Here is a 13,651-nt window from a genome sequence, read left to right on the forward strand (position 1 = left end):
TGTTGCTTACGAACGAGCAGGAATGAAGTGAGCGCACATCATGTGCGGAGGGAACGCCGAGGGGCCCTCTCGGCTCGAATCACGATTGTCGGTGTCGGCAATATGTCGACTCCACACTTCACGACCTCTAGCTTGCCAGCACCCATGCGAGTAAGGGAAGCCCGATCGCGTTCTATCTCTTCTTCGGCGCTCGTTCCCTTCAACGCAAGCATCCGACCACGCTCGTGAATGAGCGGCAGCGACCACTTCGCGAGCTTTTCCAGAGGGGCAACAGCTCTCGAGGTGACGACGTCAGCACCTCCGGCCTCTTTCTTCACCCCGGGCTGTTCTGCGCGCCCTCGCACCACAAGAACGTTCAGCTCGTGCTTCTCGATGAACTCGGCCAAGTACACAGTTCGACGAAGAAGTGGCTCGATGAGAGTGATATGTAAATCCGGGCGAGCAATCGCCAGAGGTATTCCCGGCAATCCAGCTCCGCTCCCGACATCCACGACGCGCTCACCCTCGTCGATCAACTCACCGACAACCGCGCAATTGAGCAAGTGTCGCTCCCACAATCGAGGAACCTCGCGCGGACCTATCAGCCCACGCTCGACTCCCGCGGTTGCAAGGGATTCGTAGTATTGCTGTGCCAAATTCAGGCGCGGACCAAACACGCGTTCTGCGGTTGCCATCAACTGATCGTCGTCCAACGCTTCTGGTTCCACGTGAAACATTGTCTCGCTTCCGAGCACTGTTCGCCAAACCATCGGCGCATTCCGTAGCCGTGTCGCGTCACGGCTCCTCGTCTTGCCCAAAAAAACCCCGACTGGGGCCCGACACCGAGGTTTCACGTGAAACCGACGTGGACTCAGCTTCGTGGTGCGGCCACCATCGCCGAGCCGATGACAGATACGCAACGGTCGCTCCTCATCGTTCCGCTTGGCGAATTGAGCCCAACAACATCGGGCGGCGCGCACAGAGGAGGCTGTCAAGCATTGCGGGGAATTGATGGCGATACCGCTTCACTCCCAATCCTGTCCGAGCCTGTCGGTACCTCTAGTGGGGCTCTTCCGATCGTCCTCGGCCACTCGTCTTGTCACCGTGTCGGAGAGTAAGAACATCTCATCCGGTCCTTCCCTTCGGCATCAGGAAAGTTTCACGTGAAACTGATGTGCCGTTCGTACCTTTCAGTTCAGTCTCGTCTCACATATCTAAAGACAAGTCCGGCTTCCGGTCGAAGAACTGGATAGGGGAGCACACTCAGTTCGGAGTTCGCCCCGAACTATCAGGCCGCAGACGAAACTCCACACAACGGCTCATCAATCAGCCAGGATCAGGTATTGCTGGGAGGAACGACGCTCCCTTGTACAACGGCTCGGCTCGAGCGGGTTGGATCGAACGGCTCGGCTCGAGCGGGTTGGATCTAGCGAGTCACACATGATGGGGTCGGTGCGGCTCAAGGGTGCACCTCGGGTCGGGACCCGCGCGGCCAATTTACTCCCCGTGTAGGAATTCGTACCTCTTGCAGGGGGTTCGAATCCCAACAGGCGGAGCATTTGAGCGGAGAGGGAATCACCGGAGTCATGCACGATCAGCAGCGCAGCTTCACCCACGCCGAAGCGGTCCGCCCGGCCGAACCCAGCTATCGATTCGATGGGGCAACTTCGTGCGATCGCTGAGAACCAAACAACTCAGTCCTCGACGTCAAACCCGTGCTGTTGCAGTTCGCGTACGACGCGTGTGCAGCCACGTGTTGGCCCGCTCTTGCGCAATATTCGGTTATGGCAGTCCTCTCGATAAAGCTTCTCTTCGCTATCGGACGACGCTATCGAAGCGGCAGTTTGCGAACTTCTCACCGAGCGGGTCGGGAAGTCCGTCTGACGAAGGCTCACCTCGTCAACACTCGTCGGAGTAGGACTGGCCCAATATTCGCGCTACCTGTCGACGGCCACCTAGGCACACTGTCGATCGTCCGGTGCTCGAAACCGGTCGCAACTCCGGAGTGGCGACACCCGATCATCGCGGCAGCAACACAATCGATCCGGGCGTACCCCCTCGAGCGGCGGCTCCCACCACAAGCCGCGCTGCCCCCTTCAAGCGGCGAGCGCACCACCCTCAAAGCTAGCTGCCCCCTCGAGCCGAGCCTCCCTCGAGCGGCGGCTCCCACCCCGAGCCGCGCTGCCCCCTTCAAGCGGCGGCCGCAACGCAACAAGTCCGAGCGCACCACCCTCGAGCCCGGCCGCTCCCTCGAACTGCTCCCAACCCCAAGCTGGACTTCGAGGGTCGGGTAACACCGACAGCCCCGATGATTCCGCGCTGAGCACCGCGCCCACCAAAACCCCCGACGAAAGATCTTGTCACCGCCCACCAACCTCGAGCGCTAACCCACAGTCCGATCGACAGGCACATCCTCTCGAACACCGAGCTCGTTCCCGACGGCCCCCCAGCGGCGCACTGACGTCGCCAGACGACAACGTCACAGGTTCCACATAAGACAGCACATCGGTCGCAGCCAACTCCATGCTCGTCGCTCGAGGGCCGACCGGAAACGACACCAATATGAAGACCTCCCGACAGCCATGCCACCCCCAACGAATGACGACCTCGCGGTGCGCTCCTCCGACAGGTGAGTGCCGGCGTACAAACAAGGCACGTACTACATACAGTGCCCTCGACCCTCGCACCCATAGCACCGACGCCTGCAAACGGACGCAGTCTCACATTCCATCGCGACATGGCCTCCCGGTCACTCTCGGCAGGAAGCAACTTCGGTGGTAGCCACATCACCGTTAGCCGCGAATGGGAGTCCACTGACACTGCCCCGATTCAACATGCCCTCTGCTCCACGCCGAAACTGGTTGGCTCAACAATCGGACGGAAGCGTCAGTTGAGCGATCACTTTCCGATGCGGTCCACCGGACCATCGATCCGATGAGGAAGCCTTCGAATGGCTTGATCCAATTCTGCTCGATGGTGTCATCCGTGCTTGCATCAAAATTCCGAATCACCCGATGATCGAATTACGTTGCTCGTAACCGAAATTTCCTAGCAGGTCTATATGTCGCACTGTGAGGAACACCCGCCTGAGGTGTGTTTCACGTGAAACACCTCTGACCAACTTCCTGGACAGTTCGTCTGGGGGAGGAGCGTGTCGAGATGCAGCGAAGATTGACGGGACACGCCATTGCACTTTGACAGAAGTTGGGTGTGCCGCGGAGGCCCGCCAAAATAGGTGCTTCGTGCGTAAATGAATTGCCTGCCGTTAAACCGGATGCCCACCGGAACAGTCGACAACGTCGGTCTTCTCTACGCTATCGTCCCCTTATGGGCGTCGATTCCCGCGCGACTTCCGGGTTCCGCGCGGTCGCAGAGGACTACGAGACTGGACGACCGACGTACGCCGATGTGTCGATCGACCGAATTTTTACCGACCTAGAACTCAGCATCAGCAGTCGCGTCTTCGACCTCGCCGCCGGAACCGGACAGCTCTCCCGGATGTTCCGCAGCCGCGTCGGCAGCGTCGTCGCAGTCGAGCCCGTGCATGGGATGCGCGAACGAATCAAGACAACTACGCCCGGCATCACGGTGCTCGACGGGACCGCTGAGTCCATTCCACTGCCGGACTCGGACGTCGATGCAGTCGTTGTCGGCGAAGCATTCCACTGGTTCGAAACAGCAACGGCTACCAGCGAAATCGCCCGCGTCCTCAAACCCTCGGGAGGTCTCGGGCTTCTGTGGAACACACCCATATGGACGGTGGACACCACGCCCTGGCTGCACAACCTCCGGCGCATACTTTCGCACCACAAGGAGTCGGCAGGCGAGTACCCGGCCGGCGTCACTTGGCAGAAGGCACTCGAGAGCACTCGCTTGTTCGAGACCCTCCAGCACACCAACGCGACTCACGAACAGTCACTCGGGCACGATGCTTTCCTCGCCCAGGTGGCATCGTGGAGTTGGGTTGCCAATCTCCCAGAAGCAGCACGGCGAACAGCGCTGAACGAGGTTGCTGAACTGGTTCGCCCACTCGGCCGCATCGTTATCCCGTATCGCACTGATCTGTATGTCGGACGTCGTCAATCAGCCCCGATACACGACGTCCGACCCTGAACCAGGTGTTCCCGTGTGGGTGGTCAGGTTAAATCCCGAACAGCGGAGCTGAACGGATTTACGTCAGACGCGGATCCTCCGCCACCAACCTCGCTGAACTGGCGTCGCATCTGGCTAATCCTCAGCGCAAATCGACAGAGCGGCAGCAAGAGGTAGAGCGCAAGTCAACTCTTCAAAAAATGGGCTGTCGATGCACCAATCATACGAACGTCCAAGCACAGCACAGAGGCTGACGTGACGCCGCAGCAAAAGCCGGTGCAGGGACGACTGCCACCGAGAGAGGTTTCACGTGAAACATGGGCAAGCGAAGGATGAGTCACTACTCGTGCAGGCAGAACTCAAACAGACAGCCGGTCGCCGATCCGCTTCATCGGTCCGCCTCGACCGACCCATAATCACAGTCGAGGAGATCGAGGGTACGTACGCCGGGCCAGCCCGCCGCGCCTGGACGGGATTGTCTCGTCAACCCCCGGCCGGATGGCTCAGCAAAGAATGTGCATCCACAAATACCTGATCCGAGTACACCAAGTGGTGCGAGGGGACAGGCGGACAGACGCCGACCGCCCTCGATGGCAGATCACCTGCTGCACGGCGACCAAAGCACCTCAAAGCATCAGTGCATCAGTTCGACCGTAGTAAACCAGTCCACGATGACTGGCGTTGCAACTGCTACAAACAATTTGCTCACTCATGCCGCCCACCAGGCATCGTCGCGATGACTGTCACCGCGGAGAGGCACTCGTTCTTGAGCACTACTCCGATGGACTCACCACCCTTGAACCCGACTCGCTCGAGCGCTAACCAACAGTGCAACCGAAGGCCCGGTTGACACAAACACCCCCTAACAGAGCACGGGCCTGAATGCCCCAGCGAGGGCACCGACTCCGCCAACTACAACGAAGCCCTTCCACTAAGAATGCAATCGGTCGCAACCGACTCCACACCTGGTCGCTCGAGGCAAGCGGAAGCAATCCACTCACCCGGCAAACGAACCCAATGATCATCCGCGTTAGTCCGTCCAGGCTGCTCCCCGCACAGATGGCGCCACGACGACCGACATTCCACCGCACCGAAGAGGTCGATTCGAGTTGCCGGTCTGCGACTCACAGAACCCAAACACCGGCGATCTGCCATAGGGAGCCGAATCAAGGTTCGACATCCAAAACGACCCGTCCGCCCCGCAGCGACCACTTCTTGTTTCACCCGACAGCAAGGCGCCTGCATGATTACCGACTTCGATTCGCGCTCGAACACTTACCCTCGCACCGATTACTTCTGAGCAAGTAGCGGCGCACCGGGTACAGAAGGATTAGCGACGTACGAGGTATCTCGTGCGTGCACGAGGCGCAACTACTTCGTCAGCCTGTCGGTAAAACCTGGTTGGGAGAGTGCCTGAATGCTGTGGCCCACGTTCCGCCGAGATCGCGGCCCCGGGTATCCATGCGGACCCACAGTTCCACAGTCGCAGCAACGCCTCACATCCCTCACCGATACGTATCGAGCCCGGACGCAAGTGAAACTTCCCAATTCGACTATCCGGCGTTCACCACGCCGACTGATAACGCGTGCCGCAACTAAACCGGCGCGCCTCGAGGATCGACAGAATAGGGAAGCGGTTCCGCCGGTAAATCCAGATCCGGGACCGGAAGGACTCTTCCAACGCCAAACTCGCCCCCGCGGTCGCCAGCCAACAATCAGGGTTTCACGTGAAACATCAAACGAAGCCTTCATCGAAAGCATCCGTCACAGTGACGTTTCGAGTGCATACCTCGGTTTCACGTGAAACCGACCCTTTCGAACTAATAACAGCGCTGTAGTTCACCTCAGCTCAGCCCCATTCAAAGAACAAGAAAGGCCCCCGGCCGAAGCCGGGGGCCTTTCTTGTTCATCAGTTCAGGATTTGACGACGACTACTCGTCGTGACGGTTCGACACCGGTACTTTCACTTTCGACACCGTCGACCTTGGCTACCGCGTCGTGCACAATCTTCCGCTCGAACGGGGTCATGGGGTCCAGCTCTTCACGCTCGCCACTTTCGAGAACACGCTTCGACGCCTCGATACCCAAAGCGCTCAATACGCTCCGTCGGTTCGCGCGCCAGCCCGCTACGTCGAGCATCAGCTTGCTACGCTCGCCCGTCGATTGCTGCACGGCGAGTCGAGTCAGTTCTTGCAGAGCATCGAGAATCTCACCCTTACGGCCGACGAGCTTCGTCAGATCATCTCCACCATCGATGCTGACGATCGCGCGATCACCTTCTACATCGAGGTCGATATCTCCATCGAAATCGAGAACATCGAGGAGCTGCTCGAGGTAGTCGCCGGCAATCTCGCCCTCCTCGACCAGATAGTCTTCGGAATCCTCGTCGTCCGAATCCGAGTCTTCGTCAGACACGCTATCGACGGCAGTCACCTTGGCTGCATCGCCCTCGCTCGGATCCGTTTCGGCATCGACTGCCACAATTTCACTCGCTACGTCCCCAGCGTTCACTGCCTCGTCGGGGTTGGTCACTTCGTCGGTATCTGCAGACATGTGCTTGGTGTCCTTGTCTTCGATGCGTCTCAGCGTCGCTTGCGCTTGGCTTTACTACGGTTCGCCTGAGATTTCGGCTGGGTGGGCTTCTGTGGCTGTGAGCCGTCGGGTGCAGTCGAACTAGCAGAAGATACGTCATCCGATGTGGTGACCGCATCGGAAGCGTCAAGAGTGGCGGGCGGGAGCTTCGAGAGCTTGGGGCGTGCACCGGGCTTCGGCTTGGCCGGCGGCTTCACACCGGGCTTGGGCGCATTCTCGGTCCGCTTCTCGATGGCCTGCTTCTTCTTCTCTGATTCTTCCTTGTCGATTTTCGCGAACACAATGTGCTGCTGGGCATAGGTCCACATGTTGTTACTGACCCAGTACAGGAGGATGGCGATCGGGAGGAACGGTCCACCGACGAGAACACCCAGTGGGAAGACGTACAAGGCAAGCTTGTTCATGATCGCGGACTGCGGATTTGCCGCGGCCGCTGCGCTCTGTCGGGCAACCGAGGCGCGGGAGTTGAAGTGCGTTGCGATGCTGGCAATGATCATCAGAGGCACGGCAACAGCGGCGATCGTCCAAATAGACGGGATTCCGAGGCCGAGTTCCGGGTTCGCAAAGGCGTCCAACTGTGCCTTCGGCATTGTGATCCAGGCCGAGATCGGCGCACCGAAGAGGCGGGCGTCCAGGAACGAGTTCACATCGGCGACATCGAAGGCGTAGTTCGGAATCGTACGGTTGACCGCTGGGTCAAGGCCTAGCTGACCGATCCCAGTACCTGTTCGGTTGAACGACCGCAGAACGTGGAACAGGCCGATGAACACAGGCGCCTGCGCCAGGACCGGCAAGCAACCCATGATGGGGTTGAATCCGTGTTCTTTTTGGAGCTTCTGCATCTCCACGGCCAAGCGCTGCTTGTCTTTGCCGTACTTCTTTTGCAGAGCCTTGATCTGAGGCTGCAGTTCCTGCATCTGACGCGTGGTGCGGACCTGTTTGACGAACGGCTTGTACAGAATCAATCGCAATGTGAACACGAGGAACACTACGGATAAGGCCCATGCGAAGCCGTTGTCCGCTCCGAGGACGGCACCGAACACCTTGTGCCATACCCAGAGAATCCAGGAGACCGGATAATAGATGAAATCCAGCACGGCTCTATGTACTCCTCTGTTCGTCCACTCTCGTGAGATCGTGGCTATCTTCGGTCGAAGTCTGCTTGCGTACCCGCCATGACCCGTGATCAGGCACCGGGTCCCAGCCTCCAGAGTGCCAGGGAGCGCACTTCAGTAGCCGCGCGATAGCCAACAAGGTTCCTTTGATGGCACCGTGCGTCTTCAACGCTTCGACTGCGTACTCACTGCACGTGGGGGAGAAACGGCAGGTGGGGAGTCTGAGCGGAGACACATAGGTGCGGTAGAGCTCGATACAGAAGATCAGAATCCGCGCAGGGAACGACCGGACGAGGCGTAGAAATTTCATGAATTCATATCTCTAACCGCTCCGAGGTATCCAAGCTTCTTCAACCCGGAACGAACCTGTCGCTGCAGATCTTTCGACGACAAGGTCGCAGAACCGGGCAGTGCGCGAATAACGACGTCGCAACTCTCGGGTACTTCTAGGAGTATCTCCGAACAGATATGCCGAAGCCGGCGCGCAACTCGATGACGAGTTACCGCCGGCCCGACAGCTTTGCTCACGATCAATCCGAATCTAGGTTCGCCGACACTGAAAACAGAACTTGCATCGTCACGCGTGTAGGCGTGGACGACCAAGTCTTGTCTACCTATTCGGCGGCCTCGACGCACCGCGCGTGTGAAATCAGCGCTTCGGTGCAGTCTGTGCGGCTCAGGTAACACCCCGAGCTCCGTAAATTCAGACGAACATGGATTAGGCGGTTAGTTCCTTGCGGCCCTTGCCGCGACGTGCCGACACGATTGCACGACCTGCACGCGTACGCATACGAAGACGGAAGCCGTGAACACGCGCGCGGCGTCGGTTGTTCGGCTGGAACGTCCGCTTGCCCTTGGCCACGGTGAACACTCCTCGAAAATCAAAGACACTTACTCTGAAGCGTCCAAAACGGTTGGTAGCGAGTTCGGTCGAACTCGTTTACACCCCAACAGCGAGAAATCCGAGTGAACACAGACTGTAAGCAGCCAGCAAGCATCGGCCACCTCGCCATGGGTGACTGTTCGACAGTACTGATCGACTCAGCGGTGGTCAAACCCGTCCGATCCTACGACCCTGCATCACATCTGTGTAATTCATCCCCAGGCCTGGGGAGCAAGGGGTGTTGATAACCACTCTGAGAGGCGTTCACTGTCGGGTCTCCGTGGGAAACCTGTAACTCGAGGATTTCGCATTCACCAAAAGTCCTGGTCAAGACTCTGAAAATGATAAATTTGGGAAAATGTCGTCGATCGGGGTGACACCGATGTCGTTCATCCACACCTGTGGATAATTGTGTGGAAACACGAACCAATGGCATATTCGTACACGACACGTCCGTACCCGATACGTTGCACTTCCGGCTGTGGTTCCCCGATGAACTAGCGATCGACGGCGACGATATCGGACTTCGATGCGGTGCGAGCGTGAAACAACAGCATCTTCGAAGGCACTGTCCGCGGCATGTGCTGTCGACAACATGCGCTTTCGCTTCAATGGCACGTCCGAATGGGGAGGCACCGTGAACGAGGATCCGGATGCGCTGGCGCGTATCTGGCCAGAGGTAGTCACGGATTTGACGTCCGACCGCCACAGTGGTCAACCTCTGACCAAAGGGCAAAAGGCATGGCTCGCTCTCGTCGAGCCCCTTACCCTGACTCAAGGCTTCGCATTGCTGGCGGTTCCTTCGTCTTTTGCGCAGGAAGCGATAGAGCGAGACCTGCGTGAACCGATACTGAACGCGCTCGGCCGTCACCTCGGTCAGGGTGTCGAAGGCCTCGGTGTGCGAATTTCAGCACCCGAAGAAGAGAAACACGAGCCTGAGCAAACGCGGTATTCGGAGGCAACTAGCACCCCGACTTACCGCAGACGCTTCCTCACCAGCACCGATGACGATCCGTCCGACTCGGAAACTGCCGACTACGAGGAAGTGGACGACGAGCGGGAAGCACTGGCAAGTGTGCAGAACTCGTGGCCTACCTACTTCACCAAGCCGCCGGCAACCACATCGTCGACGTCCGGGGCACAAAGCCTTAACTCGAAGTACACCTTCGACACCTTCGTCATCGGCGCATCGAATCGATTTGCGCATGCGGCGGCAGTCGCCATTGCTGAAGCACCTGCTCGCGCTTACAACCCTTTGTTCATATGGGGCGCGTCCGGGCTCGGGAAGACGCACTTGCTCCACGCTGCCGGACACTATGCGCAGCGCCTCTTCCCAGGCATGCGCGTGAAGTATGTCTCGACCGAAGAGTTCACGAACGACTTCATCAACAGTCTTCGTGACGACCGCAAGGTGGCGTTCAAACGCCGGTACCGGGAGACCGACGTACTCCTGGTCGACGACATTCAGTTCATCGAAGGTAAAGAAGGTATCCAGGAAGAGTTTTTCCACACCTTCAACACTTTGCACAACGCGAACAAGCAGATCGTCGTCTCCTCCGATCGCCCCCCGAAACAGCTTGCAACCCTCGAGGAGCGTCTACGCACTCGATTCGAGTGGGGCCTGATCACCGACGTTCAACCCCCGGAGCTCGAAACTCGCATCGCCATCCTCAGCAAGAAGGCTCGGATGGATCGCCTCGATGTTCCGCACGATGTCCTCGAGCTGATCGCCAGTCGGATCGAACGCAATATTCGTGAACTGGAAGGCGCGTTGATCCGTGTTACGGCATTTGCGTCGCTGAACGGTCAGGCACTGGATCTCACTCTGGCAGAAGTGGTCCTTCGAGACTTGATGCCCGACTCGTCGAGCCTCGAGATCAATGCCGCGACGATCATGGCCGTCACGGCGGAATACTTCGACACCTCGATCGACGATCTCTGTGGACCCGGTAAAGCGCGTGCGCTGGCGATGGCCAGACAGATTGCCATGTATCTCTGCCGTGAACTCACCGACCTGTCACTACCCAAGATCGGGCAGACATTCGGCCGAGATCACACAACGGTCATGTACGCGGATAAGAAGATCCGTAAAGAGATGACCGAGCGACGCAAGGTGTACGACCAGGTCCAAGAGCTGACCGCTCGAGTGAAGCAGCGGTCCAAGCGCTGACCAGCAGCCCGTTTCATCGCTGAGCGGGTTTCTTTCTCCACCTTCCCCGCGGCTACCCGCGCTGGCACGGTTGAGTGCACTCCACATCACTCAACCGTGCCCCTCGAGCGACGTCCGCCACTTTTCGCAGGAAATTTTTGGTCTCTGGATGCCAAAAAAACGTGCTTTCAGGACTCCATTCGAATGATTCACACCTGTGGATAACCGTGTGGATAACCGGCTGGATCTGGGGATGGATTGTGGGACCCTGTGAACCGATGTGATTCGTCCACAGGCTGTTGGCTCACCACCGATGATCGGTCCCGAATTCATCCCCACGCCACCACGCTTGGCGACCAGGGAGTACGTACCTCGGTGCACAGATTCCACAGGACCTATTAATACTAAGAATTTCTCTTGAAAAGACCTTCTTCTAAAACAGGTGTTGGGGAACGATTCGTTCACAGGCCCACCCAGCAGCCATGGGCCCGCGCCATCAACCCCGTCGTTCGGCTTTCAAGTTGGTCGGGAAGGGCATACGGTGTGCTTCTGCTCGGTTGTGTCAGACTCTTCGATGCACCGGTCATGAGCGCACGTCGCGCTCACCGCAGACATTGTGGGAACGAACTGCTGCCGAACGAGAGGAAGACCTTTAGCGATGGAGCTTGGAAGTCTGAAGTTTCGCGTTGCTTGCGAAGATTTTTCCGATTCCGTTGCCTGGGTTGCTCGAAGCCTCCCTTCCAGGCCGCCCGTGCCCGTTCTGGGTGGAGTTCTTCTCGCCGTCGACGAGCAGGGTCTGACTGTTTCCGGGTTCGACTACGAGGTATCAGCCCAGGTCCGGGTATCTGCTGAGGTTGCAACTGCCGGTCGAGTCCTCGTCTCCGGCAAGCTTTTGGCCGATATCACGAAGTCTCTCCCGAACAAGCCCGTCGACGTCGGTGTCGAGGGAACTCGAGTGCTCATCACCTGCGGCAGCGCGAAGTTCTCGCTGCCGACGATGCCGGTAGAGGACTACCCTCAGCTTCCCGAGCTGCCGACGCAGACCGGATCGATTCCGGTGGAGGTGTTCTCCGAAGCCGTCGCGCAGGTTGCAGTTGCGGCAGGCAAGGACGACACCCTCCCGATGCTGACAGGCATCCGAGTCGAGATTGCGGGCACCAAGGTCGTGCTCGCAGCCACCGACCGATTCCGCCTGGCCGTCCGTGAACTCGAGTGGACACCTGTCGGCGAAGACATCACGACCGAAGTTCTCATACCTGCGAAGACTCTGTCCGAGTCCGCGAAGACCTTGGTCGGTAATGCGAGCTCGCCCGTCGAACTCGCACTGGGTTCGGGGTCGACTATCGGCGCCGACGGCTTGCTGGGAATCATCAGCGAAGGTCGTCGCACCACTACCCGACTCCTGGATGCAGACTTTCCCAAGTTCCGCCAGCTGTTGCCACCGGAGCACACGGCCGTCGCGGTCGTGGAGATCGCTCCGCTCGTCGAAGCCATCAAGCGCGTCGCGTTGGTTGCCGAGCGCGGTGCCCAGGTACGACTCGAGTTCTCGGCCGAAGGTGTGCTTCTCTCCGCAGGCGGTGACGATGCCGGGCGTGCCGAAGAGGGCCTGCTTGCAGACTTCCAGGGTGAGGCATTGACAATCGCCTTCAATCCGGGGTACCTGATCGACGGATTGTCGTCGCTTCACAGTGAAAAAGTCACGTTTGGGTTTACCACTCCCAGCCGGCCGGCAGTTCTGCGTCCGACCACCGAGGATGAGCTCGTTCCGGATTCTTCGGGCAAGTTCCCAGCACCGCAGAGCGCCTACACGTATTTGCTGATGCCGGTTCGACTACCTGGCTGATCGGATACGGAACACGTGCGGATGCGGTTTACTCGATACCAAGGGGCATCCGCACACTAGAGAAGGACATCTCCTCATGCAGCTGGGATTGGTCGGCCTCGGGAAAATGGGCTTCAACATGCGCGAGCGTCTGCGTGCGCACGGGCATGAAGTGATCGGGTACGACCCAAGACCAGAGGTTACCGACGCCCCGTCCCTCGAGGAGCTGGCCAAGAAGTTGGTGGCGCCGCGGGTCGTGTGGGTCATGGTTCCGTCCGGTGATATCACCCGAAGCACGATCGCGTCGTTGAGCGAAGTACTCGACAAGGGTGATCTGGTCATCGACGGTGGCAACTCGCGGTTCACCGACGACGCCGCGAACGCCGAACGACTGGCGGCGAAAGGCATCGGTTACATCGATGCCGGCGTGTCCGGTGGTGTCTGGGGACTGGAAAATGGATACGGCCTCATGGTGGGAGGTTCCGAAGAGGACGTTGCACGCGCCCTTCCGATCTTCGACGCCCTACGCCCAGAGGGTGAGCGTGCCGACGGGTTCGTCCACGCAGGCCCGGTCGGTGCAGGCCACTACTCCAAAATGGTTCACAACGGCATCGAGTACGGTCTCATGCAGGCCTATGCCGAGGGATATGAGCTGCTCGAGGCGGAAGAACTCGTTCAGGATGTCCACGGTGTGCTGCGCGCGTGGAGCAAAGGGACCGTCGTTCGTTCGTGGCTGCTCGATCTGCTCGTGCAGGCCTTGGCCCAGGACCCCGAGTTCAGCGAGATCTCCGGTTACACCGAGGACTCCGGTGAAGGTCGGTGGACGGTGGAAGAGGCGATCAGGCATGCGGTCCCAGTGCCGGTCATCTCAGCCGCACTGTTCGCGAGATTTGCTTCGCGGCAGGATGATTCGCCCGCTATGAAGGCCGTGTCTGCTCTTCGTAACCAGTTCGGCGGCCACGCCGTCAAGCGGGCAGGTGCTGATGAATTACTTCGAGCACCCGACCCAAAGAAATAAC

Annotated in this window: 10 protein-coding genes; 4 read left to right on the top strand and 6 right to left on the bottom strand. The window is 59.0% G+C overall.

Annotated features, from left to right (window positions below; translation table 11 throughout):
- Positions 1 to 38: 38 nt before the first annotated feature.
- Positions 39 to 716, bottom strand: a complete 678-nt coding sequence (rsmG, locus tag H2510_RS06080; protein ID WP_186627429.1) for a 16S rRNA (guanine(527)-N(7))-methyltransferase RsmG — start codon at positions 714 to 716, stop codon at positions 39 to 41.
- A gap of 2,590 nt (positions 717 to 3,306) precedes the next feature.
- Here rsmG and H2510_RS06085 point away from each other — a divergent pair.
- Positions 3,307 to 4,092 carry a class I SAM-dependent methyltransferase gene (locus tag H2510_RS06085; protein ID WP_186627430.1) on the top strand — a complete coding sequence of 262 codons (786 nt, stop codon included), beginning with the start codon at positions 3,307 to 3,309 and terminating at the stop codon, positions 4,090 to 4,092.
- Between the two features lie 1,893 nt (positions 4,093 to 5,985).
- Here H2510_RS06085 and H2510_RS06090 read toward each other — a convergent pair.
- Genes H2510_RS06090 through rpmH form a run of 5 tightly spaced genes read right to left on the bottom strand, consistent with a single transcriptional unit; the run spans position 5,986 to position 8,640 of the window.
- Complete coding sequence (locus H2510_RS06090; RefSeq protein WP_186627431.1) at positions 5,986 to 6,624, bottom strand: R3H domain-containing nucleic acid-binding protein; 639 nt, start codon at positions 6,622 to 6,624, stop codon at positions 5,986 to 5,988.
- A 29-nt stretch (positions 6,625 to 6,653) separates the two neighbouring features.
- On the bottom strand, positions 6,654 to 7,760 hold the full coding sequence (gene yidC, locus H2510_RS06095; RefSeq protein WP_186627432.1) for a membrane protein insertase YidC: 1,107 nt from the start codon (positions 7,758 to 7,760) through the stop codon (positions 6,654 to 6,656).
- A gap of 4 nt (positions 7,761 to 7,764) precedes the next feature.
- Positions 7,765 to 8,088, bottom strand: coding sequence for a membrane protein insertion efficiency factor YidD (yidD, locus tag H2510_RS06100; RefSeq protein WP_186627433.1), 324 nt, complete (start codon positions 8,086 to 8,088; stop codon positions 7,765 to 7,767).
- Positions 8,085 to 8,465, bottom strand: coding sequence for a ribonuclease P protein component (gene rnpA, locus H2510_RS06105; protein ID WP_186627434.1), 381 nt, complete (start codon positions 8,463 to 8,465; stop codon positions 8,085 to 8,087). Before rnpA ends, yidD begins: the two co-directional genes overlap by 4 nt.
- 31 nt (positions 8,466 to 8,496) lie before the next feature.
- Positions 8,497 to 8,640, bottom strand: coding sequence for a 50S ribosomal protein L34 (gene rpmH, locus H2510_RS06110; protein WP_026347786.1), 144 nt, complete (start codon positions 8,638 to 8,640; stop codon positions 8,497 to 8,499).
- Positions 8,641 to 9,298: 658 nt separating this feature from the next.
- On the opposite strand from rpmH, the gene dnaA reads away from it, so the two are divergent.
- From dnaA to gnd, 3 genes are all read left to right on the top strand, one after another.
- The gene (gene dnaA, locus H2510_RS06115; protein WP_088944106.1) at positions 9,299 to 10,831 is read left to right on the top strand and encodes a chromosomal replication initiator protein DnaA; all 1,533 of its coding nucleotides are present in this window, start codon (positions 9,299 to 9,301) and stop codon (positions 10,829 to 10,831) included.
- 637 nt (positions 10,832 to 11,468) lie between these two features.
- Positions 11,469 to 12,653: a DNA polymerase III subunit beta gene (dnaN, locus tag H2510_RS06120; protein WP_186627435.1), complete on the top strand. Its 1,185-nt coding sequence runs from the start codon at positions 11,469 to 11,471 to the stop codon at positions 12,651 to 12,653.
- Positions 12,654 to 12,729: 76 nt separating this feature from the next.
- The gene (gnd, locus tag H2510_RS06125) at positions 12,730 to 13,650 is read left to right on the top strand and encodes a phosphogluconate dehydrogenase (NAD(+)-dependent, decarboxylating) (RefSeq protein ID WP_186627436.1); all 921 of its coding nucleotides are present in this window, start codon (positions 12,730 to 12,732) and stop codon (positions 13,648 to 13,650) included.
- Position 13,651 lies beyond the last annotated feature (1 nt).

This window comes from Rhodococcus sp. BP22, from assembly GCF_014281965.1.
GTDB lineage: Bacteria > Actinomycetota > Actinomycetes > Mycobacteriales > Mycobacteriaceae > Rhodococcoides.

Bases quoted from the DNA above. Each gene is read 5' to 3' on its own strand.
- rsmG (WP_186627429.1), bottom strand. From the start codon at position 716: ATGTTTCACGTGGAACCAGAAGCGTTGGACGACGATCAGTTGATGGCA.
- H2510_RS06085 (WP_186627430.1), top strand. From the start codon at position 3,307: ATGGGCGTCGATTCCCGCGCGACTTCCGGGTTCCGCGCGGTCGCAGAG.
- H2510_RS06090 (WP_186627431.1), bottom strand. From the start codon at position 6,624: ATGTCTGCAGATACCGACGAAGTGACCAACCCCGACGAGGCAGTGAAC.
- yidD (WP_186627433.1), bottom strand. From the start codon at position 8,088: ATGAAATTTCTACGCCTCGTCCGGTCGTTCCCTGCGCGGATTCTGATC.
- dnaN (WP_186627435.1), top strand. From the start codon at position 11,469: ATGGAGCTTGGAAGTCTGAAGTTTCGCGTTGCTTGCGAAGATTTTTCC.
- gnd (WP_186627436.1), top strand. From the start codon at position 12,730: ATGCAGCTGGGATTGGTCGGCCTCGGGAAAATGGGCTTCAACATGCGC.